The sequence below is a fragment of the Rheinheimera sp. B2H12 genome (assembly GCF_059620065.1).
Map to the genome: position 1 here is coordinate 3,549,652 of NZ_CM184363.1, position 24,905 is coordinate 3,574,556.

General features: G+C 50.7%; 23 protein-coding genes. 15 read left to right on the top strand and 8 right to left on the bottom strand.

The features are described 5' to 3' along the window. Positions 1-68 precede the first annotated feature (68 nt). From AC53GJ_RS15295 to AC53GJ_RS15365, 15 genes are all read left to right on the top strand, one after another. Positions 69-2,927: a TonB-dependent receptor plug domain-containing protein gene (locus AC53GJ_RS15295; protein ID WP_496728967.1), complete on the top strand. Its 2,859-nt coding sequence runs from the start codon at positions 69-71 to the stop codon at positions 2,925-2,927. Between the two features lie 474 nt (positions 2,928-3,401). Beyond that, a complete protein-coding gene (gene leuS, locus AC53GJ_RS15300; protein WP_496728969.1) occupies positions 3,402-6,011 on the top strand; it encodes a leucine--tRNA ligase in 2,610 nt (869 codons plus the stop codon). After that, positions 6,012-6,536, top strand: coding sequence for an LPS-assembly lipoprotein LptE (locus AC53GJ_RS15305; RefSeq protein WP_496728971.1), 525 nt, complete (start codon positions 6,012-6,014; stop codon positions 6,534-6,536). A gap of 3 nt (positions 6,537-6,539) precedes the next feature. Next, positions 6,540-7,589 (top strand): DNA polymerase III subunit delta, encoded by a 1,050-nt coding sequence (gene holA, locus AC53GJ_RS15310; protein WP_496728973.1) that lies wholly within the window; start codon positions 6,540-6,542, stop codon positions 7,587-7,589. Next, on the top strand, positions 7,589-8,227 hold the full coding sequence (gene nadD, locus AC53GJ_RS15315; RefSeq protein ID WP_496728975.1) for a nicotinate-nucleotide adenylyltransferase: 639 nt from the start codon (positions 7,589-7,591) through the stop codon (positions 8,225-8,227). Before holA ends, nadD begins: the two co-directional genes overlap by 1 nt. 58 nt (positions 8,228-8,285) lie before the next feature. After that, positions 8,286-8,606, top strand: a complete 321-nt coding sequence (gene rsfS, locus AC53GJ_RS15320) for a ribosome silencing factor (protein WP_496728977.1) — start codon at positions 8,286-8,288, stop codon at positions 8,604-8,606. Between the two features lie 4 nt (positions 8,607-8,610). Further along, positions 8,611-9,081 (top strand): 23S rRNA (pseudouridine(1915)-N(3))-methyltransferase RlmH, encoded by a 471-nt coding sequence (rlmH, locus tag AC53GJ_RS15325; protein WP_496728979.1) that lies wholly within the window; start codon positions 8,611-8,613, stop codon positions 9,079-9,081. 2 nt (positions 9,082-9,083) lie between these two features. Next, positions 9,084-11,264, top strand: a complete 2,181-nt coding sequence (gene mrdA / locus AC53GJ_RS15330) for a penicillin-binding protein 2 (protein WP_496728981.1) — start codon at positions 9,084-9,086, stop codon at positions 11,262-11,264. Then, positions 11,257-12,366, top strand: coding sequence for a rod shape-determining protein RodA (rodA, locus tag AC53GJ_RS15335; protein ID WP_496728983.1), 1,110 nt, complete (start codon positions 11,257-11,259; stop codon positions 12,364-12,366). The genes mrdA and rodA overlap by 8 nt, the downstream gene beginning before the upstream one ends. After that, positions 12,363-13,316, top strand: coding sequence for a septal ring lytic transglycosylase RlpA family protein (locus AC53GJ_RS15340; protein WP_496728985.1), 954 nt, complete (start codon positions 12,363-12,365; stop codon positions 13,314-13,316). The genes rodA and AC53GJ_RS15340 overlap by 4 nt, the downstream gene beginning before the upstream one ends. Before the next feature lie 44 nt (positions 13,317-13,360). Next, complete coding sequence (locus AC53GJ_RS15345; RefSeq protein ID WP_496728987.1) at positions 13,361-14,518, top strand: serine hydrolase; 1,158 nt, start codon at positions 13,361-13,363, stop codon at positions 14,516-14,518. Between the two features lie 127 nt (positions 14,519-14,645). Continuing rightward, the gene (gene ybeD, locus AC53GJ_RS15350) at positions 14,646-14,927 is read left to right on the top strand and encodes a DUF493 family protein YbeD (RefSeq protein ID WP_496728988.1); all 282 of its coding nucleotides are present in this window, start codon (positions 14,646-14,648) and stop codon (positions 14,925-14,927) included. Between the two features lie 140 nt (positions 14,928-15,067). After that, on the top strand, positions 15,068-15,652 hold the full coding sequence (gene lipB, locus AC53GJ_RS15355; RefSeq protein WP_496732802.1) for a lipoyl(octanoyl) transferase LipB: 585 nt from the start codon (positions 15,068-15,070) through the stop codon (positions 15,650-15,652). A 1-nt stretch (position 15,653) separates the two neighbouring features. Beyond that, positions 15,654-16,634, top strand: a complete 981-nt coding sequence (gene lipA, locus AC53GJ_RS15360; RefSeq protein WP_496732803.1) for a lipoyl synthase — start codon at positions 15,654-15,656, stop codon at positions 16,632-16,634. A gap of 139 nt (positions 16,635-16,773) precedes the next feature. Further along, positions 16,774-17,112, top strand: a complete 339-nt coding sequence (locus tag AC53GJ_RS15365; RefSeq protein ID WP_496728989.1) for a hypothetical protein — start codon at positions 16,774-16,776, stop codon at positions 17,110-17,112. 316 nt (positions 17,113-17,428) lie between these two features. On the opposite strand, the gene AC53GJ_RS15370 is transcribed toward AC53GJ_RS15365, so the two are convergent. From AC53GJ_RS15370 to AC53GJ_RS15405, 8 genes are read right to left on the bottom strand one after another with little or no spacing between them, the layout of a single operon-like run. Then, a complete protein-coding gene (locus AC53GJ_RS15370; RefSeq protein ID WP_496728990.1) occupies positions 17,429-18,205 on the bottom strand; it encodes a 4'-phosphopantetheinyl transferase family protein in 777 nt (258 codons plus the stop codon). Next, positions 18,206-18,976, bottom strand: a complete 771-nt coding sequence (locus AC53GJ_RS15375; RefSeq protein WP_496728992.1) for a LytR/AlgR family response regulator transcription factor — start codon at positions 18,974-18,976, stop codon at positions 18,206-18,208. It abuts the gene before it with no gap. Then, positions 18,948-20,051 (bottom strand): sensor histidine kinase, encoded by a 1,104-nt coding sequence (locus AC53GJ_RS15380; RefSeq protein WP_496728993.1) that lies wholly within the window; start codon positions 20,049-20,051, stop codon positions 18,948-18,950. The genes AC53GJ_RS15375 and AC53GJ_RS15380 overlap by 29 nt, the downstream gene beginning before the upstream one ends. 3 nt (positions 20,052-20,054) lie before the next feature. Then, positions 20,055-21,287 carry a hypothetical protein gene (locus AC53GJ_RS15385; protein ID WP_496728994.1) on the bottom strand — a complete coding sequence of 411 codons (1,233 nt, stop codon included), beginning with the start codon at positions 21,285-21,287 and terminating at the stop codon, positions 20,055-20,057. Positions 21,288-21,325: 38 nt separating this feature from the next. Continuing rightward, positions 21,326-22,138, bottom strand: a complete 813-nt coding sequence (locus AC53GJ_RS15390; protein ID WP_496728996.1) for an outer membrane lipoprotein-sorting protein — start codon at positions 22,136-22,138, stop codon at positions 21,326-21,328. Continuing rightward, on the bottom strand, positions 22,131-23,348 hold the full coding sequence (locus AC53GJ_RS15395; RefSeq protein WP_496728998.1) for an ABC transporter permease: 1,218 nt from the start codon (positions 23,346-23,348) through the stop codon (positions 22,131-22,133). The genes AC53GJ_RS15390 and AC53GJ_RS15395 overlap by 8 nt, the downstream gene beginning before the upstream one ends. Further along, the gene (locus tag AC53GJ_RS15400; protein ID WP_496729000.1) at positions 23,336-24,094 is read right to left on the bottom strand and encodes an ABC transporter ATP-binding protein; all 759 of its coding nucleotides are present in this window, start codon (positions 24,092-24,094) and stop codon (positions 23,336-23,338) included. The genes AC53GJ_RS15395 and AC53GJ_RS15400 overlap by 13 nt, the downstream gene beginning before the upstream one ends. Before the next feature lie 5 nt (positions 24,095-24,099). Beyond that, a complete protein-coding gene (locus AC53GJ_RS15405) occupies positions 24,100-24,762 on the bottom strand; it encodes a hypothetical protein (RefSeq protein ID WP_496729002.1) in 663 nt (220 codons plus the stop codon). Positions 24,763-24,905 lie beyond the last annotated feature (143 nt).

Genomic DNA, 24,905 nt, shown 5'->3' on the forward strand with positions numbered 1-24,905 from the left:
ATGGGTACATAGTTCAGGGTAGAGCCGGTTTTATTGCCCTCATAAGTCACGTATAAAGGAACTCCAGGATGTATTCTTATAACAAATTAAATCGCGCCGTTCGTCTGGCTCTGTTAGTCAGCGCGACAACTGCCGTAGCATTACCGGCCGCTGCCCAACAAAGCACTGAACCAAAATCTGTTGAGCGTATCGCTGTGACAGGTTCTAAAATCAAGCGTATTGGCGAGCTGTCTCCAACACCTGTCACTGTGATTTCAGGTGATACTATGGTTGATGCCGGTATTACCAACGTCGGTGAATTGTTAAGTGACATGCCAAATGCGGTTCCAGGCCTGTCGCCAGAAACCACCAACAACACCTTATTTGCTTCAGGTCTGAACCTGACTGCATTACGCAACTTAGGTTATAACCGGACCTTGGTGCTGGTGAATGGTCGCCGTTTTGTGGGTTCAAATCCAGGTAATACTGCGGTTGACTTAAACAACATTCCTTCCGCCATGATTGAACGCATTGAAGTGACCACTGGTGGTGCTTCTGCCGTGTATGGCTCTGATGCTGTTGCCGGTGTCGTCAACATCGTGACGAAAAAAACCATCGATGGTTTTGAATTTGATGCCGCGACCACACGCCCACAACAAGACGGTGGCGAAGAAAACTTCTACAGCTTCACCTTTGGTGGCGTTGAAGGCGATACAGACTTTATCACCAACGTAACTTATGCTGACCAAGGTCAGGTTCGTGGTGATGCCCGTGATTTTGTCCGCAATGCCGTAATTCCGATTGATAACCCTGCGAACATAAATGGCACCGATGGTATCCCGGCCCGCGTCATTTGGGATAAAACAGGTAACGCCATTTTACGCACATCTCACAACACAGGTGCTTCCCAGTTTGGTTCGAAATTCTATGCCTATGACAGTCAGGGCAACATCAACCCGTTTAACCAAAACGGCGGTATTGATTATCCATTCGTTGCAGACAGCACAGCGCAAAACAGCCGTTACTTAGCCTCAGACAATGGCCCAGGTGATGGTTCAAACACTTTAGCAAACCGCTACTTACGGACACCGCTAGAGCGTCTGAACATCAGCGCCAACATTGGTCATCAGATTAATGACGATCACCGTGCCAATCTGGAACTGTCTTATGCCGAATCAAAAGCGACCGGTGAAAGTTCTCCGGCATTTTTCTCCGGTGGCACCGCGCTGAAACTGAGCCAGAATTATGCATTTTTCTCCGATGCAACCCGTAAATTCTTTACTGATAACAACATTAAAGGTAACGTCCCGGTCGGTTATATCGCCCAAGCTTTTGGCAACCGTCAATACGCTCAGGATCGGACTTTAGCCCGTGCCGCTTTAAGTTTTGAAGGACAGTTAACTGAGGACTGGAGCTACGATGCTTACCTGAACAAAGGTAAAGTCGATGCGGATACCACCTGGTATGGTGAAATGCTGCGTGATCGTTTCTTCGCCGGTTTAACCGCCACCCGCGATGCCAACGGTAAAGTCAGCTGCAATAACTGTATTCCACTGGATATTTTTAATCCGTCAGCTCAGGCTGTGGAATGGATCAGTACTGATGCTGAACGTCTGGCGACCCTGAAACAGGATTCTGCCGCCTTCACCGTCAGCGGTGATTTGTTCGAATTGCCAGCAGGTATGGTTGCATCGGCTTTTGGTGTTGAATACCGCAAAGAAGCCACTGAAACCCGTCCTGATATCAATGTGCAGACAGGTGCTTTGTTTGGCAATAAATCAGCAGCTTACGCTGGCGAATACAGTGTGCGTGAAGCATCAGCAGAAGTGTCAGTCCCGCTGCTGAGTGATTTGCCGCTGGTACAGGACTTAATGTTGGAATCCGCCTTCCGCCTGATGGATTACAACACTTCAGGTTCAGATGAAGCCTGGAAATTAAGCCTGAACTACACCATCAACGATGAACTGAGATTCCGCGTTAACCGCTCGAAATCAGTGCGCGCGCCAAATGTGGGTGAGTTATACAATCCGGCCAGCCAGACCTTCAGCACGCTGAAAGATCCATGTGAGCAGTCCAAAATCACCAACGCCGGTAACTTTAAAGAAAATATCACCAACAACTGTCGTGCTGCCGGTTTACCTGAAGGCTGGAAACCAACGGATGGCTGGTTAGCTGGTGGTAACAAATCTGGTTTTATTACCGGTAACGCCTTGCTGACCAACGAACGTGCTTATGACATCACCACTGGTTTTGTCTATACCCCTGAATTCCTGGAAGGTCTGAGCATTACGGTGGATTACTGGAAATTTGACATTTCCGATATGATCACCAGCCATTCGGCGCAGACAGTGGTTGATAACTGCTACCAACTGGACAGCCTGAACAACCCATATTGTGCGCTGTTTGTGCGTGATCCTGCGACTAAAGACATTATTGACTATACAGTTAAGCCAATGAACTCAGCACAATCTGCGCTGTCAGGCGTTGATATCGAAACTAACTATAAGTTAGATCTGGCTGATTTTGGTGCTTTAGACTTACGTCTGATGGCAACTTACCTGGAAAACTATGAGCAGAATGCGACCGGTGCAGCGAAAGACAACCGCGAATATCAGGGCTCTTATGGTTACTTCCGCTGGAAAGGCCGTTTTACTGCGAACTACAGTATTGAAGATTTAACTGTGGTTCTGGGCACCAGTTACACCCATGATTCTGTCTATGATCGCAGCAGCTGGACGCCTGAAGTGAACAACTTTAACGAAATCGGCTCTTACATCAACTGGGATCTGACCAGCCGTTACAGTGTCACTGACAACCTGCAACTGCGGGCCGGTGTGCTGAATATGTTTGACCGTCAGCCAATCCGTAACCCATCGACCTTTGACCAGGGCGAGTTTTACGACATCCTGGGTCGTCGTTTCACTGTGGGCGTGAACTACAAGTTCTAAACCAAAGTGTACTGACCTGAAAAGGAGAGGCTTGCCTCTCCTTTTTTTATGTCCAGGGATGGACGGTACAGCCTTGCGGTCGGGAATAAGCAAGGCTGCATGTCCAGGGATGGACGGTACAGCCTTGCGGTCGGGAATAAGCAAGGCTGCATGTCCAGGGACGGACGGTACAGCCTTGCGGTCAGGAATAAGCAAGGCTGCATGTCCAGGGACGGACGGTACAGCCTTGCGGTCGGGAATAAGCAAGGCTGCATACCAGCGCAGCGCCCACGGCCTTTTGCGCTTTGCCTGCAACTGAGCAAGTTGGTCACTGTTGCAAACCAGTCGGCATTTTTCCGCAGAGCCGAAATTTCCACTGTTATTCAGCGCCTTTCCTAGGCCTGACTGTTGTTGCCACACCCCCGCTTGCGGTATGCTTAGCGCATTCTGTGCCGGTCTGCCGGCTGCCTTTGATTTGATAAGTTGGAACTTTTGATGCAAGAATCACAAATCCCTGCCCAAAGCTACGATCCGAAAGCGATTGAAACCCAGATGCAGCAACACTGGGAACAACACAAGCTGTTTAAAGTGGTGGAAGATCCCAGCAAAGAGAAATTCTATTGTCTGTCGATGTTCCCTTATCCAAGTGGCCGTTTACATATGGGCCATGTCCGGAACTACACCATCGGTGATGTGATCAGCCGTTTCCAGCGCATGCAAGGCAAAAACGTGATGCAGCCTATGGGTTGGGACGCCTTTGGTCTGCCGGCAGAAAATGCCGCTATCGCCAACAAAACGGCGCCGGCAACCTGGACCTATGCCAATATCGATTATATGAAAAACCAGTTAAAACGCTTAGGTTTTGGTTATGACTGGGATCGCGAGCTGGCAACCTGTCAACCTGAATACTACAAATGGGAACAATGGTTCTTTACCAAGCTGTTTGAAAAAGGTCTGGTTTACAAGAAAATGGCCACCGTCAACTGGGATCCAGTCGATCAGTGTGTGCTGGCCAACGAGCAAGTGATTGATGGTCGTGGCTGGCGTTCGAATGCTTTGGTTGAACAACGTGAATTAGCGCAGTGGTTTATCAAAATTACCGACTACGCCGAAGAGCTGCTGCAAGACCTGGATAAACTGGACGAATGGCCAGAGCAAGTCAAGACCATGCAGCGCAACTGGATTGGCCGCTCCGAAGGGGTGGAAATCAAGTTTGCTGTCGCCGGTTCCAGCTATGATTTCTCGGTGTATACCACCAGACCTGACACCCTGTATGGCGTGACTTACGTTGCCATTGCGCCACAACATCCACTGGCACAAAAAGCGGCCAAGCTAGACAGCGCAGTGCAGCAATTTATTGACGACTGCAAAGGCGGCAAAATTGCTGAAGCAGAAATGGCGACTATGGAGAAAAAAGGCACCGCTACTGGTTTCTTTGCCGTACATCCGCTGACTGGCGAACAAGTGCCTATTTTTGTCGCGAACTTTGTGCTGATGGATTACGGTTCAGGTGCCGTGATGGCTGTACCAGCACACGATCAGCGTGACTTTGAATTCGCCAGCAAATACGGCTTAAAAATCAAGCAAGTGGTGGCACCAGCTGCCGGTTCTGCTGCCATTGTTGATTTAACCAAGGCCGCTTTTACCGACAAAGGTGTGCTGATCAACTCCGCCGAATTCGACGGTCTGGCTTTTGCCGAGGCCTTTAAAGCGATCGCGGCTAAGCTGGCAGACAAAGGCGTTGGCCAGGTTAAAGTGAACTACCGGCTGCGTGACTGGGGCGTATCCCGTCAGCGTTATTGGGGCGCGCCTATTCCGATGCTGACGCTGGAAGATGGCACCCAGGTACCAGTGCCAGCCGATCAGTTACCAGTGCGGTTACCGGAAGATGTGGTGATGGATGGTGTCAAATCGCCGATTAAAGCCGATGCTAACTGGGCTAAAACCAGTTACAACGGTCAACCTGCGTTGCATGAAACCGATACCTTTGACACCTTTATGGAGTCAAGCTGGTACTACGCCCGTTACTGCAGCCCGCAACATGATGGCGCTATGCTGGATCCGGCCAAAGCCAATTACTGGTTACCGGTCGATCAGTATATCGGTGGTATTGAGCATGCTATTCTGCACTTATTATATTCGCGCTTTTTCCATAAACTGCTGCGCGATGTCGGCTTAGTGCAATCAGACGAACCCTTTAAACAGCTGTTATGTCAGGGCATGGTGCTGGCGGAAACTTTCTACCGTGAACATGAGGGCGGCAGCAAAACCTGGTATTCGCCGCAGGACGTCGAAACTGAGCGCGACGACAAAGGTCGGATCAGCCGTGCCATCCTGACAACTGATGGTCAGCCGGTGTTATCTGCCGGGATGAGCAAAATGTCCAAGTCGAAAAATAATGGTATTGATCCACAAACCGTGATCGACTTATATGGTGCTGATACAGTGCGGTTATTTATGATGTTCACCGCCCCGCCAGAGCAAACGCTGGAATGGCAGGATTCAGCCGTCGAAGGTGCCAACCGCTTCCTGCGCCGGGTCTGGACTTTGGTACAGGACTTTAAACAACGCGGCATAGCTCCTGCGCTTGAGATCAATGCACTGAATGCTGATCAAAAAGCACTGCGGCGTGAAATTCACAAAACCATCGCCAAAGTCACCGACGATATTGGCCGCCGTTATACCTTTAACACCGCAGTGGCCGCTATTATGGAGCTGATGAACAAGCTGCAGAAAGTGCCGAATGAGCAGCCGCAGGATCTGGCGGTGTTGTCAGAAGGCTTGCACGCTGCCGTTGCTCTGCTGAATCCAATTACGCCGCATTTATCGCAATACCTGTGGCGGGAACTGGGCCACAGCAGCGAACTGGAACAAACGGCCTGGCCTGTGGTCGATACATCGGCGCTGGTCGAAGATGAAAAACTGGTGGTGGTGCAAATCAACGGTAAAGTGCGCAGTAAAGTGACAGTGGCGATTGATGCCAGCCAGGAGCAGGTGCTGACACTGGCCAAAGCCGAAGAAAACGTGCAACGTTATCTGGAAGGTGTACAAATCCGCAAAGTTATTTATGTACCGGGTAAATTACTGAGTCTGGTGGTGGGCTAAATGCTAGCAGCACGCCGGCCAGGCCGGAGCCTCCGATCATTACTGAGCCGGCGTCAGCTGTGGTTGTCATTGCTTTTGGTCAGTAGCCTGCTGCTGACCAGCTGTGGTTTTCAGCTGCGTGGCAGCCTGCCGCTGGCAAAATATCAGGCGATTTATCTGCAGGGTGACCGCCACTCAGAGTTAATGGAACGCCTCAGCGTGCAGCTTAAACGCAGCCAGGTGCAACTGCTTGAGCAAAGTGATGCCACCCATCCGCTGATTAAGCTCGATAGTGATAGTTTGTCACGCCGGACTTTGTCGTTATTCCCCAATGGTCAAGTGGCCGAATACGAACTGATTTACACAGTGCGTTATCAAATCGTGCTGCCGGGACAAGAACCAAGGCCCTATCAGATTGAACTCAATCGCGATTATCAGGATGATCCCAATGCGGCTCTGGCCAAAGCCAGAGAGCTGGATCTGATGCTGACCGAGCTGCGGGAACAAGCGGTCGCCCGCATCATCCGTCAATTGGGCCGGCTCTGAGCCATGCTCAAACTTTACAGTAACCAGCTGCCAGCCCAGTTAAAAAAAGGGCTGGCCACTGTCTATCTGGTGTTTGGCGAAGAACCGCTGCAAAAAATGGAAGCGCTGGATGATATCCGCCAGGCTGGCAAAGCAGCGGGTTTTGACGAACGGCAGAGTTTTATTTATGAAACCCAGTTCGAATGGGCTGACTTTTTTAATGAAATCAACAGCCTGTCTTTATTTAATCCGCGCCTGCTGCTTGAACTTGATCTCGGCACCAATAAACTGCCTCCTGCGGCACAAGAGCAGTTAAAACTGCTCCCCGCTTTGTTGCATCCTGATTTAATTCTGGTGTTACATGCCGCCAAAAATGCTACCGAATTTAGCAAACAAAGCTGGTTCAAAGCTCTGGCTGACATCGGTGTGCAAGTACAGTTTTATCCGCTGGACGATCATCAGTTTATGCGCTGGTTAAAAGAACGGGCCCAGCAGTTGGGATTACGCCTGCAAACCGACGCGCTGCAACTACTGCAACATCATGCCGCCGGAAATTTACTGGCCGCCCGGCAAGAGCTGGAAAAACTGGCCCTGACCCACTATGGCCAGTGGCTGGATGCTGCTTTTCTGCAGCAGTATCTGGCTGATCAATCCCACTTTACCGTGTTCCAACTGGTCGACGCCTTACTGGCCGGTCAGGGCGAGGAAGCGTTACACAGGTTAGACCGTTTACTGCAACAAGATACTGAAGCTGTGATCATCGGCTGGCAACTGCAAAAAGAAGCATTACAGTTACTGCAATTACAACAGGCGCAGCAGCAAGGCATCGCACTTACCGAGTTATTTAAGAAATTTTCTATCTGGCCCAAGCGTCAGCCGTTATATCAACAAGCCTTATTACGCTTATCGCCACACTGGCTACATTTTCTTATTCAGGAACTAGCCTGCTTTGACCGCGCTTTTAAGTCTGGTCAGTTAAGTTCGACCGAAACGGCTTTGGCCCATCTGGTGACGCTGTTTATTAATCCGGTGCCAAAAGTATTTTCACTGCAGCAACTGACGGAGCCTGATTAATGGCGATGCTCGGTTTTTATGGCGGCACTTTTGACCCTATCCATCAGGGTCATCTGCAACTGGCTTTGTATGTTACAGCGCATTGCCAGTTAACCAGCCTGCAACTACTGCCCTGTCACCTGCCGCCTCACCGGGCCCACCCCGGCGTCAGCAGCGCACACAGAGCCGCGATGGTCGAGTTGGCGATTGCCCCTTACCCGCAATTGCAGCTTAACACTCTGGAGCTTTCGAAAAACTCACCGTCTTATACTGTGGAAACCCTGGAGCAACTGCGGACGCAATACCCAACAGATACCCTGCTGTTTGTCATTGGGATGGATTCACTGAACCAGTTACAACACTGGCACCGCTATCAGGATATTCTTCAGCTTTGTCATTTATTGGTGTTACAGCGACCCGGCTATAGCGCAACAGAGCCAACCACCGCCAGTTTATTGCAGCATTATCAAGCCGTCGATTTGGCGCAATTACAACAACAACGCGCCGGCTGCATGCTGTTACTGCAAAATCCGTTGTATGATATTTCAGCCAGTCAAATCCGCCATGCGCTGCAACAGGACTCGGATCCGGTGCCGCCACAGCTGCAAATCGCCGCGGTCAGCAGCTATATCCGCCAGCATGGCTTGTATCAGGTATAACTGCAGTGAAAAAGCTGGTAAAATGCGCCGTTTTAGCACATAGCCAATGGGGTAATCCGTGCAGACTCAGCAATTAATCGCATTCGTCGTCGACAAAGTTGATGATATGAAAGCAAAAGATATAGTCCAACTCGATGTAAAAGGTAAATCTACCGAAACTGAATGTATGGTGGTGTGCTCTGGCACGTCCAACCGTCATACCCGCTCTGTCGCCGCTTATCTGGTGCAGGAAGCGAAAAAAGCCGGCCTGACCATTCTCGGTATCGAAGGTGAAAAAAGCGGTGACTGGGTGCTGGTTGATTTAGGCGAAGTCGTGGTGCACGTGATGCTGGACGAAAGTCGCAGTTTTTATCAGTTGGAAAAACTCTGGGCAGCCTGAACAGATGAAACTGATGTTAATTGCGGTCGGTCAAAAAATGCCGGCCTGGGTCACGACGGCTTATGAAGAATATGCCCGCCGTTTCCCACGCGATCTACCGTTAGAGCTGGTGGAGATCCCGGCCGGTAAACGCGGTAAAAATGCCGATATCAAACGAATTTTGGACGCCGAAGGCGAAAAAATGCTGGCGGCAGTGCCCAAAGGCAGCCGCATCGTCACCCTCGAGGTTGAAGGTGGCAATTGGAACAGTCCGCAATTAGCACAAAAACTGGAGCAATGGCAAATGGACGGCCGTGATGTCTGTCTGCTGGTCGGTGGTCCGGAAGGACTGGCCCCCTCATGCATTGCCGCCAGTGAAGCCAAATGGTCTCTGTCGGCGCTGACACTGCCCCATCCGCTGGTGAGGGTGGTGCTGGCAGAAAGTCTGTACCGGGCCTGGAGTATCAGTACTAACCATCCCTATCATCGCGAGTAATCATGCGCAAACGCCGGATAGCGATCTCAGATCATGCTGCTGAAGCCATGCTGTTTAACCGGCGGGTGTTGTTTTCTTTTTGCGTGGTCGTGCTGCTATTTGGTATTTTAATGCTGAACCTGTACCAGTTGCAGGTAATTAAATATGATGAATACTCCACTCGCGCTGATGGCAACCGCATTAAACTGGTGCCACTTTCGCCCAACCGCGGCATGATTTTCGACCGCAATGGCGTGTTGCTGGCAGAAAACAGCCCGGTGAGCTCATTGGAACTGGTCCCGGAGCAAGTCCCTGATTTAGCAGCTACGGTGGCAGAATTAGCCAGCCTCATCCAGATTGATGCCGAACTGCAGCAAGACTTCTTCAAAGAAGTAAAACAGCAGCGCCGTTTTAAAAGTATTGCCCTCAAAGAGCATCTGACCGAGCAAGAAGTCGCGATCCTGGCAGTGCAATTACACAGATTTAGCGGTGTCACCTTGGAAGCCCGGCTGACCCGCAATTACCCTTATGGTGATTTGCTCACCCACGCCATTGGTTATATTGGCAAAATTAATGAAAAAGAATACAAAGTACTGGAAGATGCCGGGCTCAGCGCCAATTACGCCGCCAGCCGTGATATTGGTAAAGTCGGGCTGGAAAAGTTTTACGAAACTGAGCTGCATGGTACTGTTGGTTATCAGGAAGTTGAAGTCAACAGCCGGGGCCGGGTGATCCGCACTTTGCGCGAACAACCTGGCATATCCGGTGATGACCTGTTTTTATCGCTGGATCTGGGCATGCAACTCAAGGCGCAGGAAGCACTGGGCGAAAATCGTGGTTCAGTGGTGGTACTGGATCCACGCGATGGAGCCGTGCTGGCGTTTTATAGCAACCCAAGCTACAACCCGAATTTATTTGTGCATGGCATCAGCGGTAAAAACTACCGGATGTTACTGAATTCTCCGGATCGGCCACTGGTCAACCGCATTACCCAGGGCTTGTTTCCGCCGGCCTCCACCATTAAACCGCTGCTTGGCGTACTGGGACTGGAAAATGGCACAGTGACTGAACATACCCGGGTGCCGGATCCGGGCTTTTATCGCTTGCCGAATGTCAGCCGGCCCTGGCGCGATCACTCAAAATATGGCCATGGTTATGTCGATATTTACACCGGCATTATTAAAAGTTGTGATACTTATTTCTACGATCTGGCCTATAAACTTGGCATTGACAAAATCGCTGACTTTATGACCAAAGCCGGTTACGGCCGCCCCAGCGGCATTGATGTGCATGAAGAAAGTGAAGGCAATATGCCGACTCGCGCCTGGAAGAAAGCCCGCCATAAACAGAACTGGGGACCCGGCGATACCATCAATATCGGCATCGGCCAAGGCTACTGGCAGGCCACGCCGCTGCAGATGGCACTGACCACCGCGACCCTGATCAATAATGGCGCCCGGCTCAAACCAAGACTGGGACGGTATTTCCACAACCAGCAGCAGGATCAAACTTTATTACAACCTTTTGAGCAAGCTATTACCGTGGTCAATCCAGATCACTGGGCCATTTCGCGTGAAGCCATGCGACGCACAGCGCAGCAGGAAGGCGGCACTGCCCGGGCGGCGTTTTTAGGGGCCCGCTATAATCCGGCCGGCAAAACCGGCACCCAGCAGGTCATTAACATCGCCGCAGGACAAAAATACAACGCCAAGGCGATTAACGAGCGCCACCGCGACAACGCGATGTTTATTGGTTACGCGCCGCATGACAAGCCGGAAATTGTGGTGGCAGTGGTGGTAGAAAATGCCGGTGGTGGCGGTAGTAATGCGGCGCCGGTTGGCCGCATGATGATGGATTATTATTTTACCCCGGTCGATGCCAGACCGCCGTTACCAACCCTGGCCGAAATTGCCGCGATGCAGCAGCAAAGAGCTGACGACATGCAAAAACGCGAACAGCGTTATGCCGAAGAAAAAGCTGAGCAGGAGCTGCGTAAGAAAAAACAACAACAAGCACCGGCCGCCGCTGAAATTAACGCACCTGCTGGTGGCGCTGCCCCATTACAACAGGCCACCGAGACCCCGAACACCAAACCGCAGCTAAGCACTGAGTCCAATACCGGCGCGGCTGCAGTGCCTGCACAAACCGTCAACCCACCGGCACAATTACCAGCCCGCACTGAGGATAACCCAATCGATGAATGAGCAGGAAAACCGCTCCTTTTGGCTGCGCTGGCATATTGACGGCCCACTGTTTGCAGCCTTAATGGTATTAATTGTGCTGGGCCTGTTTACTCTGTACAGCGCCGATGGTCAGGATTTAGTAAAAGTCGAAGGCCAGGCATTAAAAGTTGGCTTTGCCCTTAGCATTATGCTGTTGCTGGCGCATATAGATCCACAAAGTTACCGCCGCTGGTCGTTGCCGCTGTATCTGGTTGGGCTGTTTTTTCTGGTTTGTGTTGAATTGTTTGGTTATACCGCCAAAGGCTCAACCCGTTGGATTGATTTGGGTTTTACTAAATTCCAACCCTCAGAAATGATGAAACTGGCGGTGCCGATGGCGGTGGCCTGGTATATGGCGAAAGAAGCCATTCCCCCCCGTTACCGCGATGTGGTGCTTGGATTTGTGATTTGTTTGATCCCCACCCTGCTGATTGCCAAACAACCGGATTTGGGCACTTCCATTCTGATTGCGATGTCCGGCATTTTTGTGCTGTTTTTATGTGGCATGAGCTGGCGCATTATTGCGCTGGTCGCTGTTCTGCTGGCTGCGTTTATTCCGCTGCACTGGAACTTTCTGATGCACGATTATCAGAAACGCCGGGTGATGACGTTATTGGATGCAGAGCGTGATCCGCTGGGTGCCGGCTACCAGATTATTCAATCAAAAATCGCCATTGGCTCCGGTGGCATTGAAGGTAAAGGCTGGATGCAGGGTACCCAGTCGCAATTGGAATTTTTACCAGAGCGCCACACTGACTTTATCTTTGCCGTGTATTCGGAAGAATTTGGCCTGATTGGCGTGGTCGCGTTGCTGCTGATTTATCTGTTTATCATTTGGCGCGGCCTGCGTATCGCCACCCAAGCGCATGATAACTACAGCAGATTTCTGGCTGGCAGTATTACCCTGACATTTTTTGTCTATGTCTTTGTCAATATTGGCATGGTATCTGGTATCCTGCCGGTTGTTGGTGTTCCGCTGCCGCTGGTCAGCTTCGGCGGAACTTCTCTGGTGACTTTACTGGCTGGTTTTGGCATTTTAATGTCGGTAAGCACTCACAAACGGATGTTAGCAAAACAATCATGATTCAAGCTCGTGTGTTGCGGTCTGCCGCCAGACCTACCCTGTTTTCTGCCGTGCTCTTACTGGCAGCCTGTTCCAGTGCACCAGACTCCTCTGGCGGTACATCCGGCAGCGCCGGTTATCCGGAGCCGAATAAAGGCCGTTACGCTCAGCAAAAAGACAGCATTCCACTGCGATTCCCGACTGAGCAGGAAATGCAGGATCCGGAACCAACGATTGAGCCATTAAGCCGTGGTGGCAATAAACCCTATAATATTTATGGCGTGGATTACAGACCGATCACCAGCATCACGGAATACAGTGAAACTGGTACAGCGTCCTGGTATGGCAATAAGTTTCATGGCCACGATACCTCCAACGGCGAAAAATATGATGTGTTTGCCATGACGGCCGCCCATAAAACCCTGCCACTGCCGTCTTACGTCCGGGTCACCAACCTGGATAACTACCGCAGCGCCATAGTCCGGGTCAATGACCGCGGCCCCTTCCATAATGGCCGGGTGATCGATTTATCTTACTCTGCGGCCTATAAACTGGGCATTTTCCAGACGGGTACTGGCCGGGTAAAAGTGGAACTGGTGACCTCACCTGCGATGCAAGGCCAAAGCAGTTTTGCCACCCCTATTAGCCGGGATGATTTTTCCGCCCAGGAACAACCGAAAGATTACCTGACCGAAGCCGAACCCGTGCGTCCGGCGGCAGCTGTCACCGGCAAAGCCGCATCCGGCTGTTATATCCAGTTGCTTGCCAGCAGTGATCAAACAAAAGTGCAGCGATTGGGGAACGAATTACAACAACAGTGGTCATTACCCACAACGATTGAAGCGGCCAACGGTTTTTACCGCTTATTAGCCGGCCCCATCCAACAGGATGTCACGGGCTGGCTGCAAAAGATGCAGGAACACAGTTACCCTGATGCCTACATCACTAATAAAAAATTATGTGGTCTGTAATTGGCAGACCGAATCAGCTTCGTGTTAACAAAAGAAAGAGTGTCATGAATCAGTATCGTCGTATTTTTATCGCCAGCACTTTGAGCTGCATCAGTTTTTTCGCCAGCAGCCAGGCCGTTCAGGTCACCCCATCTGCTCCAGAAGTGAACGCCAAAGGTTATATCCTGATTGATTATGACACCGGTAAAGTGCTGGCTGAAGGTAATGCCGACACCTTACTGGCCCCGGCCAGTCTGACCAAAATGATGACCAGTTATGTGGTTGGTACCGAGATTAAAAACGGCAATATCAAACCAGCGGATCTGGTCACCATTAGTGAAAACGCCTGGGCCAAGCAATACAGCGACTCTTCCAAGATGTTTATTGAAGTGGGCGCGACGATTCCGGTCGGCGAGTTAAACCGCGGTATTATTATTCAATCAGGTAACGACGCTTGCGTAGCGATGGCTGAACATATCGCCGGCACTGAAGGTGCTTTTGTCGAGCTGATGAATGCCCACGCCAAGCGCATCGGTATGGACAGTACCACTTACGCCAACAGCCATGGTCTGCCGGATGAAAAACAACGCACCACAGCGCGTGATATGGCCAAATTGTCAGTGGCACTGATCCGTGATGTGCCGGAAGAATATAAAATTTATGCCGAAAAAGAGTATGTGTTTAACGGCATCAAGCAATACAACCGCAACGGTTTGTTATGGGATAAAAGCCTGAATGTCGACGGCATCAAAACCGGTCATACCAGCGAAGCCGGTTATAGCCTGATTACCTCAGCCACCAAAGATGGCATGCGACTGGTTTCTGTGGTGATGGGGGCGGACAGCGCCAAAATCCGCGAAGCAGAAAACAAAAAGCTGCTGACCTATGGTTTCCGCTTTTTTGAAACTTTCTCCCCTTATAAAGCCGGTGAAGTTTTTGCTGAGCAGCGGGTTTGGCAAGGCAACAAAGAAAACATCACCTTAGGTGTATTATCAGAAACACCTATTACCTTACAACGCGGCCAGCGTAAAAACCTCAAAGCCGACTTTAAACTGACGCAGCAGTTAGTTGCCCCAATCAGCAAAGGTCAGGTGGTTGGCACACTGTATTTAAAATTGGACAACGCCGATATTGCTGAATTCCCGCTGGTTGCCCTGGAAGATATTGAACAGGGTGGTATTTTTGACCGCCTGATCGATATGGTGAAGATGCAGCTGATCTGATCTAACAGCGGGCATTAAAAGTATCCACCGAAGTCCCGGCACAGGCCGGGACTTTTTGTTAGAATAGCCTTTGTCTGACGCCACCTGCAGGTAGGCGCTTGTATCCTGATTTGTTTGTGAGGTTAAAATGGCTGTTGAAGTAAAAGACACCACCTTTGATGAGTATCTGGAGTTTCCTTGCTCATTTAATTTCAAAGTACTGGGCATTGCGCACGAAGATCTGGTCACGCATGTGGTCAGCACTTTACAAAAACATGCCGAATCCAACGATTATGCACCAACCGTCAAACCAAGCAGTAAAGGCACTTATCACTCAGTGACAGTCACTGTCACCGTCACCAGCAAAAGCCATATCGAACTGCTTTACACTGAACTTGGCAAACTGGAACTGGTCAGGTATGTGATGTAAGGTCGGGATAATCCTCGACCTTTTAGCCATGATGGCTATAATGCTGCCATTTTCTGCCGAAGGAGTTTTGGGTGCCCGTAGCTGACGCTTTAATTATCCGTGATTTAGGACTGGTTGATTACACCAGCACCTGGCAACGGATGCAGCAATTTACCGATCAGCGGACCGAAGACTGCCTGGATGAAATCTGGTTACTGGAGCATCCGCCGGTGTTCACTCAGGGCCAGGCAGGCAAAGCTGAACATCTGCTGCTGCCGGGCGATATCCCGGTGGTACAGGTGGATCGCGGTGGTCAGGTCACTTATCACGGCCCCGGTCAGTTGGTTGCTTATGTGCTGCTGAATATCAAAAGACGCAATCTGGGGGTTCGCCATCTGGTGACACTGATTGAACAAGTGATTATTCAGACGCTGGCGGCACATCAGGTCAGTGCTTATGCCAAAGCAGATGCGCCCGGCGTCTATGTCGACGAGAAAAAAATTGCTTCTTTAGGTCTGCGGGTGCGCAAAGGTTGTACCTTTCATGGCCTGGCGTTAAATGTAGATATGGATCTGAGCCCATTTTCCCGCATCAACCCTTGTGGTTATGCCGGCATGCAAATGATCCAGAGCAAAGATTACGGCGGCCCTGCCACGATGCAGCAAGCCAAAGCCGATTTAAGCCGCCAGTTTGTCAGTCAGCTGGCTGTGACAGAGCTTTATCAAAAGACAGGGTTTTATGACTAATATCACCAAAACAGCACGGATGGAACCAGGCGTAAAATTACGGGATGCCGACAAAATGGCGTTGATCCCGGTCAAAGTGCTGCCAACTGAACCGGCAGAAATGCTGCGCAAACCTGACTGGCTAAAAATCAAACTGCCACGCAGCACCGATCGGATTGACGAAATCAAAGGTGCGATGCGCAAACATGGCCTGCATTCGGTCTGTGAAGAAGCGTCCTGCCCTAACCTGTCGGAATGTTTCAGTCATGGCACCGCTACCTTTATGATCCTGGGCGCCATTTGTACCCGCCGTTGCCCGTTTTGTGATGTGGCCCATGGCCGGCCTTTACCACCAAGTGCTGAAGAGCCGGAAAAACTGGCACTGACCATCCGCGATATGAAGTTAAAATACGTGGTGATCACTTCAGTTGACCGCGATGACTTACGGGATGGCGGCGCGCAACATTTTGCCGACTGCATCACAGCGATCCGCCGTGAAAGCCCGCAGATTAAAGTGGAAGTGCTGGTGCCGGATTTCCGTGGCCGGATGGACACTGCGCTGAATATCCTGACCCAGACGCCACCCGATGTGTTTAATCACAACCTGGAAACCGCACCGCGGCTGTACAAGCTGGCACGGCCGGGTGCTGACTATAAATGGTCACTGGAATTACTGCGCCGTTACAAAGAAGCCCATCCGGAAGTGTCCACCAAATCTGGTTTGATGGTCGGCCTTGGCGAAACCACCGAAGAAATCATCGAAGTGATGAAAGACTTGCGCGCCCACAATGTCGATATGCTGACCGTCGGCCAGTATCTGCAACCAAGCAAGCATCACTTACCGGTAAAACGTTATGTCTCGCCAGCCGAATTTGACGAAATTAAACGTATTGCCGACGAGCTGGGCTTTAAGCACGCCGCCTGCGGTCCATTCGTCCGTTCCAGCTATCACGCCGACCGCCAGGCCGCCGGCGAAGAAGTTGTGGGTTACAACGCTAAATAGTACTGAACAATGCTATTTTGTACTCCACATCGCTGTTTTGTACTGCGGCCTCAGATTAAAAGAGGCTCGCAGTAAATACATGGGATCCCAGGGTGCATAAACGCTACTTTTAACTTCGGATAAAAATGGCAGGATGACCATGGAATTCAATGTAGAAAATATTCAAACAGGCAGACCAAATGACCTAAAGTTGCACATCAGAGTATCTAGGCTGACTCGAATCGATAGAGTTACAAGCTTTAAGATTGGTATTACTAATGATCCAATTTTGAGAAAAAGCAGCTACACCTCTCATGGTTCTCGATTTTCAGAAATGATTATTCTCTATAAAACAACTTCCTTGAGATACATCCGACTAGTTGAAAAAGAACTAATTTCTTATCACGAAGATTTCTGTGGAAATATTAAAGGTGGTGGCGGCGGAAAATTCGGTAAGCCTCCATACTTTGTATATTTAGTAAGAGAAAATATCAGATAGATGCAAACTCAGTGTGTCACTACAATCTGCACTGGTACTACGGAGCATATACCTTAGCCAATAAGCTTGCTGTGAGGCTATGTTTTATTGACTTATATTCTAGATATAGCAGTTTGAACAAAAACCAGTAGCACTTTTACGCAAATTTGAGCAGTCTTAAAGCAGCCACAGGTAATGGGTAATATTTAAATTGACACCTTCTTATTCGGGTATCTATCACGAAGATACCCGACGCTTCCTCCTTGTTACACAAATCAATTCGCCTAACATAATCAAGTAACTATTTTTTACCGCCAGCACCATCACCACAGCTGATTTATCGAACTGTGGATACATCAGCACCGTCAGGCTCAGACCACAGTATTGCGGCTGGTATCCATTGCAGGTTCACCGGCTGGGTTAATCGCGCTACTGTTAGTTGAAAATCAGCAAATAAGGTGTTGTGCAGCGCAGGCTGCGTGATGTAAACCGTTACCGGCTGCCCGCCCCACTGCAGCTCGATGCTGCCAGCTTGACTGAGCAGGCAACTGTCAATCTGGCCTGGCGGATAATTCAGTCCGGCGCCTAAAGCCTTTAACACCGCTTCTTTAAATGTCCAGATCCGGCAAGCATGTCTGACACGCTCTGTGGCCGCTAATCCTGTTAACCAGCGTTGCTCAGCCAGCGAAAAAAACCGACAGTTCGTCAGCTCAGTGGCAGCCAAGGCTGTTGCGATCTGTTCAACATCAACCCCGACCGCCGAATCTGGCGACACTGTCACAGCAATCACACCATGGCTGTGTGAAAGATTCACTTGCGGTAACGTCGCTATCGCTGCGCTACTGCTGCTTAAGGCTGGTTTGCCGTAAGGCCCAAGCTGCCACTGCAATTGTGCTGGCATCAACCCGCAGCAGTACTTTAATGCCAGTTGTAACACAAATCGACCGCAAATGTACTCGTGCCGGCGCTGCGGCAGGCCAAACTCAAGACAACGCAACTGCTCTGACCTGGTCAGCCGGCTATGCATCTGTGCTAACGAATAACGACTGAGCAACTGCTGTTGATGCAATACAAACAGGCTTGTTGCCGATGCTGGCGGGGTGGCCGCGGTCATTTACATCTGACGAAACAGGCTGACAAAATTACGGCCGACCTGCAGTCGCAGCTCACTGTTTTTCAGGCACACAAACAAACGGCCGCTGAAATCACGCTGAATGTTGTCAATCATCCGGCTATTGACCAAGGTGCCACGGCGCACCTGAATAAACTGCTGCTCATCCAACTGCTCACGTAAGTCTTTGATGGGTGTTCGGATAATATACTCAGCTTCAGCGGTCACCACAGTCGTATATTTATCTTCGGCCTGAAAATAATGGATGTCCGCTGGCGACAGTAAAAATATTTGGTCTTGTCGCATCGCCTTAATCCAGCTTAACTTAGGTTTTGTCACCTGCTGCGCCAGATGTTGCAGCAGATGATGCAGTTGTTCACCGCCCAGGCTGGCTGCCGACGTCGCCTGCAAACGTTTTTTTAACCGGTTGATGGTGTTGATCAACCGCTGTTCCTGCACGGGTTTTAGCAGATAATCGACCGCTTCATGTTCAATGGCAGCCAGTGCATACTGGTCAAAAGCAGTCACAAATACCAGTAGAGGCGGTTGTGTTAATTGTGCCAGTTGCGTTGCCAGTGCCAGGCCGTCCAACTGAGGCATCTGAATATCAAGAAAAATAATCTGTGGCTGCAACTTGTCCAGCAAAGCCAGCGCCTGACCGCCATGATGCGCGACGCCAGCAATAACCAGCTCAGGCCACAACCGCGCCAAATGTGCCTGCAAGTGCTGACACAATAAAGGTTCATCATCCACTAACAGCGCCTGAATGGGCATGACTGACTCCGTTGTCCGAAAAAAAACTGGCTTTGTTTAATGGCAGCAGCAATACCGAACTGACTCCCTGACAGGCCTGTGCACTGACCTGTAACGTCGCGGCAGGACCAAAATAAAACTGCAGTCGTTGCCGTATATTATCAAGACCGATACCATGGCCGCTATGCTGACTCTGCCCCAGCCCGGCACCGTTATCACTGACTTCAATCCGCAGTTGTTGTGCCGTGGTCATGCTTAAACACAGCCGCACCTGGCAAGCATGCTCAACCTGCCCCACCCCATGCAACACGGCATTTTCCACCAGTGGCTGAATTAATAAAGGCGGTAACAAAGTGTCGGCATTGACCTCAGCCGTGCACTCGATGCGAAACTGTAGCCGGCCGCCAAGCCGTATTTGCTGCAGCGCCAGATAAGCCTCACAACCATGTAACTCATCTGACAATGGCAGTAATTCGTCTTTACTGCGTTTCAGACTCTGGCGCAATAAATCTGTCAAATGATCAACCAGACAAAGTGCTTGCAGAGGGTTTAACTCAATACTGGCTTTTAGATTTGCCATGGTGTTAAACAAAAAGTGCGGTTCGATCTGAGCCTGCAACAAAGATAAACGGCTTTGGATCAACGCCTTTTCTTTGGCAAGCCGGGCCAGTTCAGATTCTTGCAACCGACGGTTCAGCTGCGCATCCCGTTCAATTAAAAATAACCAGTACACTGTCACACTGAATACCACCAGCGCGGTCAGCAGTTCCGAAGCGTAATCGTGCAAAATGCCCGTGATCAGCCAGCCAGCGATCAGCAGATTCAGCATCGAAGCCAGCATAAATGCAATCACAGCAGGCAATAAATAACGGCTGAAATTTGAGCCCTGCGGAAATACCTTCTGAGCGACCAGTACCGCACTGTGTGTCAGCAGTCCATAACTGTAACAACTCAGATAAGTTAACCAGCGATAATCAGCGTGATCATCCAGTAGCAGGATAAATTCAGCTAAAGCACTGCATAACAGCAGTACCCGCAGATACTCGCCAAACGCGGTACGAAAAAAAGCCTGCCATGGCTGAAAAAATGAGGTCACCCGCTAAAATCTCCCTTCAAAGCGCAAAAACCACTCCATGTGATGGGGAACCTGGCGATACACCGACTGGACCGGACCGGCAAAATGGCGCAAGCCAACTTCAATACTGTGCGCGGTCAGATAAGGCCAGCTCAGACGTGCCGTCATCACATGCCCCTGATCTTCAGGTGTATACTGCACATCCAGTTTCCCCTGCCAGTCTGGCTGTTCATAAGAAAAATACAACATTAAATTATGCGCTAATAAATTTGGCCTCAGAAACAGCGCCTGCCCGGCACCGAGCAGGCTGGCAGCCTCAGGCTGTTGCGACCATTGCGCAGCCTGGTCAAACACATTCTGCCACTGGCCGGCACTGAGACTGCGGCCATCATACCAATATTCGACCAACAGATTAAAACCAGGCTCCCAGCTGATAAAAGCCCCCATCAGCAGTTGCCAGCCATCCTGCAGTTGTTGCAACTGCACTGGCGCCACCTTCGGCTGCTGCCAGTCTGCAGCCGGCTCAAACTGCGGCTGCCAGCTGCGGTAGCGCCGGTTCCATAACGTTGTCAGATGCAGGGTCGTCGCATCCCCTACCACACCAACAGCACTGCCTCCCAGACTATACTGATGAGTCTCATCAATAAACAGCAACGCCTGCAGATCCCATTGCTGCACTAACTGATAATAACGCAGACCTGCACCATCTGGCCTGGCTGAGGCACCTTGCTGTTGTGAATTGCCACTGGCGGCCAGTAAGGTCCAGACCCCGCTATCCGTGAAACGTTCAGCGCTGATCAGCCAAGCACCTTCATCCACCACCACCCCCGTAGCCATCTGAGTTTCTGTCTGCATGATATTCAGTGGCTGATAAGCATAACCGACGCCCCAGTTCAGTCGTTTTTTGCCAACGGTAATCTCCCAGTCCCGCCAACTGGTATCCAGAAACAGCTCACTGAGGATCAATTCATCGCGGGTGGTAGGCTCGCCATCCAGCCATTGCTTGCGGGCCGCCAGATGACTGCGAAAACCATGTTGTTCCACCTCGGCATCCAGCACCACCTGATGGCGCCTGTCTGAACTTTGTGGAAAAAATAACGATCGCGCCGGCTGATAAAATTCAGCCGAACTGCGATAACTTAGTTGCAACGGCAGCGACTGGGACGCAGAAAGCGGCAGGCCTGTCCAGGTCAACAGACTACAGAGCAACGGCCAGCGCAACGTGCGACGCTGATTTAAAAAAACCATCCCACTCATAAACCCGCCACACTCCAGCCTGATCCGGCAACGACGGCTTAAAAGTCAGCCAGATTACTGCGCAGCAAAAATGCCGGATTAAAAATTTTGTCATCCAGCGGCATCTTTTCAATCGCCGTCAATGTCATGATGGTTTTATTGCCTGGCTGCATGCTGTTTTCAAAGGTCATGGCACTGATCCAGGGCTGATGGTGCAATTCGCCTCGCTCAAAGGTGGCGTATTTCGCTAATTTCCCCGATTTTAAATAAAACCAGGCTCGCAGCGGAAAATTATCGGCTGCAGATAACACCAGCAAAATGCGCTGATAACTGACACCGCCGAGCCGGGCATCCAGCCAGATCGCAACTTCATCTGCCGCCAGCGGGGTCGGCACTTCGCCAACTGCGACAGCAGAAGCCTGATAAGCATCACTCCAGCTTTGTGTTGCCAAATCGCCGACTGAGGCATCGCCCATTAATTTTTGCATCGGTGAAATTCGCAGTGGCTGGCGGGTCTTTGGCATAAAAATCCAGAAATTATCTTGTTGCATCAATACTTTCTGCCCGGCCTGGGCCGCAGATTTAAAAACTGCTAACGAACCTTTCCCCGGCTTACTATAGACATCATACAGCTGTGTTTTTGCCATCTGGCCTGCTTTAAATTCCTTGACCTCAGTCACAGTTTTGGTCGGTTGATCATTAAAACGATAGGTGTCCGCCATTTCCAGCCGTTGTTGCAGGGTACTGGCTGTCGCATACAGCGGCAGTAATAACAACAGAGTCCAGATCCAGCCATGACCTCGCGCTGCCAGTTGTGGCAAAGAAGCTGACATTCTATCGGCAGCAGGCCGATCACAAGTTGGTTTAAACATAAGCAAGTGCCTCAGTAACAGGTTTACGACAACCATTGCGAGCGGCTAACCAGGCTGCCACAGCACAAGTCACTGTCAGGACCAGTGTACAAGTCAGGGTTAACAACCAGGATAAATTGATCGCTACCGGAAAGCCTGTGGTACTGCCCGGCGGCGGTGGCATCTGGATATCAATCAAGGTCAGGCAGACAAACAGCAGCAGATTCACCAGCACGCCACTCAGGGTGCCAAGCAGGCCAACAATCAGACCTTCCAGCACAAAACCGCGGATAATTTCGGCCGGATAAGCCCCCATCGCAGCCAGCGTACCGATCTCCCGGGTCCGTTCCATCACCGCCATACTCATGGTATTGGAAATAGCCAGGAACACCATCAGTACCACAATGACTCCAAGCAGGCCAAAGATCCGGTCAAATAAGTTTTTTACATCTTTATAATAAAATGCCAGCGTCCACCAGGGGGTTACCGCGAGTTCCGGATGATATTGCTGTAACTGTTGCTGCTGATGCAGACTGTCGGCATCCTCAAATAAATGAATGGCGACAGTACTGACGAGCTGACTATCGACTAACTCCTGTGCCGCTGCCAAATGCGTGTAAATCAGACGCTTATTTAACTCAGGCACTGAAGCACTGAAAATACCACGGACCTGAAAATCAATGCCATTCATCATGTTATCAGTGGTAGTACTTAATAAAGTGACAATGTCGCCGACCTGCACTTTTAAGTTTTGCGCCAGACCACTGGCTAATAAAATTTCGTGTGGCTGGCCGGGAATTGGCTGACCTGACAAGGCCTGACCGGCAGTAAAGGTAATAAATGGACCACGGACCTGAAACTCGTTATATTCCACCCCCTTCCCGGTAAAAATCAGCGTTTTGTCACCGTTTGAAATCAGCCCCTGAAACTCAATTTGTGGTAATACCGCCCGGATCTGCGGATCAGCCTGATAACGTTGCTGTAACTCCCGGTAGCCCGGCAACCCATACTGCAACGGAAAATCCTCATCAGCGGCAAAAAATTCCGGCTTAGATAACACCAGATGCCCAGTTTCCCGGGCACTGTCCTCGGCTAATCCCTGATACATATACAGGCAAAAACCACCACCAGCTAACAGGACCACTGTGGCCACCATGGTAATGAGCATGGTAAACATTGAACGGCGGCGGTTTCGCAGCACATTCAGCCAGGCCAGCTTTATACTTTGCATGCAAGGTTCCCCATCTCAGCCTTCACCTGCGCACCATACTGCGTTGCCATGTCAGGCATCGCCTGCACTGGCAATACCGGCTCCATGCTTTGTAATTGCCCATCCAGTAAATGCAGGGCGCTGTCACAACGGCTCATCATCCGTTCATCGTGGGTTGCGATCAGGAAAGTCGTCTGATGCTGATGACCCAGTCGCCGCATCAAATCAATCACCATGGCCGCCGTGACACTGTCAAGATTGGCTGTCGGTTCATCGGCAATCACCAGGGCAGGTTGCCTGACTAAGGCCCGGGCAATGGCCACGCGTTGCTGTTGCCCGCCAGATAACTCATTCGGACGTTGATGCTCGTGGCCAGCTAAACCAACGGCATGCAGGATTTCCATCACCATGTCACGACGACGGGAAGTATTAAATCTGGCCAGCAGCAAGGGATATTCCACATTTTCAAAGGCGGTCATCACTTCAACCAGGTTATAACGCTGAAAAATAAACCCCAGTTGTTCACGTCTGAGCCGGGTCAGGCTGGCAGGCTGCTTTGGCATCCGCTCGCCCTGGAAATATAAAGTCCCTTCATACTGACAATCGATTAAACCGGCAATGTTCAGTAAGGTACTTTTGCCACTGCCAGAAGGTCCGCACAGCGCAATAACCTGTCCGGCGGGGATCACCGCACTGATATCCCGTAGCGCCGGCGTTGCCACTTTGGCTTGCAGATACTGTTTGCTGATATGGTCAAATTGCAACATAGTGATCAGGCTCCAGCCAAAGACTTCAGCAACTCAGCCGCCTGCAGCCCTTCCGGTGTGGCGGGCAACCGTTCGGACAGTGGCTGTAAGTATTTGCGGGCGCTGACCGGATCTTTCAGTTTCTGGGCAGCGCTGCCTGCACACAGATACGCAGCCGCTAATTTCTCAAAAGGAAGTTGCTGTACTTCAGGGCTGCTCAGCACGTCCTGTAACAACCGATAACCGCTGTCCAGCCGGTTAAACATTTCTGGCACGGCGACAAAAGTACAGCCAGCGGTGTTTTTCACCCATACCGTCACGGGTAAACCTTGCACATACCGCTGACTGTCAGCCGGGCTTAATAGACTCAGGCTTTTATCTATCTGGCCCATGCCCGTTTCCAGGTACTTGAGCTGGCGCCAGGGCAAAAAACTGTCGCGAGCCATCATAGTGCCAGTACTGCCTAAAGCCGCCAGCACCAGCGGACTGGCTGGTTTTTGCTGGTACAGCTGCTGGAATGCGGCAAATACCCGCTCAGTGGCGTCACTGTCGCCTGCGACCGCAGTGTCGTATTCCTGCAGCAACTGCGCCGGTATATCCTCATTCAGGGCTGCCATTGCCGGGTTGTAACTGAAGGCTAAAAATACCAGCCATCCCAGCCGCAGCCTGCTTTGTTTCCGATGCTTCATCTGCCTTCCCCTTTTCTTTGCTCTGTAACCAAGCCTAACAAAGAGCCTGCCGAGCTGCTTTGTGATGAGATAAACCGCAGAGAGCGCGGGCAAACGCTGCCAGTCGCGGATAAACGGCAGCACAGCACATCTGAGCCGGTTTT

Coding starts and splice junctions, on each gene's coding strand:
- AC53GJ_RS15295 (WP_496728967.1), top strand. CDS start 69: ATGTATTCTTATAACAAATTAAATCGCGCCGTTCGTCTGGCTCTGTTA.
- leuS (WP_496728969.1), top strand. CDS start 3,402: ATGCAAGAATCACAAATCCCTGCCCAAAGCTACGATCCGAAAGCGATT.
- AC53GJ_RS15305 (WP_496728971.1), top strand. CDS start 6,012: ATGCTAGCAGCACGCCGGCCAGGCCGGAGCCTCCGATCATTACTGAGC.
- holA (WP_496728973.1), top strand. CDS start 6,540: ATGCTCAAACTTTACAGTAACCAGCTGCCAGCCCAGTTAAAAAAAGGG.
- nadD (WP_496728975.1), top strand. CDS start 7,589: ATGGCGATGCTCGGTTTTTATGGCGGCACTTTTGACCCTATCCATCAG.
- rlmH (WP_496728979.1), top strand. CDS start 8,611: ATGAAACTGATGTTAATTGCGGTCGGTCAAAAAATGCCGGCCTGGGTC.
- mrdA (WP_496728981.1), top strand. CDS start 9,084: ATGCGCAAACGCCGGATAGCGATCTCAGATCATGCTGCTGAAGCCATG.
- rodA (WP_496728983.1), top strand. CDS start 11,257: ATGAATGAGCAGGAAAACCGCTCCTTTTGGCTGCGCTGGCATATTGAC.
- AC53GJ_RS15340 (WP_496728985.1), top strand. CDS start 12,363: ATGATTCAAGCTCGTGTGTTGCGGTCTGCCGCCAGACCTACCCTGTTT.
- AC53GJ_RS15345 (WP_496728987.1), top strand. CDS start 13,361: ATGAATCAGTATCGTCGTATTTTTATCGCCAGCACTTTGAGCTGCATC.
- ybeD (WP_496728988.1), top strand. CDS start 14,646: ATGGCTGTTGAAGTAAAAGACACCACCTTTGATGAGTATCTGGAGTTT.
- lipB (WP_496732802.1), top strand. CDS start 15,068: ATGCAGCAATTTACCGATCAGCGGACCGAAGACTGCCTGGATGAAATC.
- AC53GJ_RS15365 (WP_496728989.1), top strand. CDS start 16,774: ATGGAATTCAATGTAGAAAATATTCAAACAGGCAGACCAAATGACCTA.
- AC53GJ_RS15370 (WP_496728990.1), bottom strand. CDS start 18,205: ATGACCGCGGCCACCCCGCCAGCATCGGCAACAAGCCTGTTTGTATTG.
- AC53GJ_RS15375 (WP_496728992.1), bottom strand. CDS start 18,976: ATGCCCATTCAGGCGCTGTTAGTGGATGATGAACCTTTATTGTGTCAG.
- AC53GJ_RS15385 (WP_496728994.1), bottom strand. CDS start 21,287: ATGAGTGGGATGGTTTTTTTAAATCAGCGTCGCACGTTGCGCTGGCCG.
- AC53GJ_RS15390 (WP_496728996.1), bottom strand. CDS start 22,138: ATGTTTAAACCAACTTGTGATCGGCCTGCTGCCGATAGAATGTCAGCT.
- AC53GJ_RS15395 (WP_496728998.1), bottom strand. CDS start 23,348: ATGCAAAGTATAAAGCTGGCCTGGCTGAATGTGCTGCGAAACCGCCGC.
- AC53GJ_RS15400 (WP_496729000.1), bottom strand. CDS start 24,094: ATGTTGCAATTTGACCATATCAGCAAACAGTATCTGCAAGCCAAAGTG.
- AC53GJ_RS15405 (WP_496729002.1), bottom strand. CDS start 24,762: ATGAAGCATCGGAAACAAAGCAGGCTGCGGCTGGGATGGCTGGTATTT.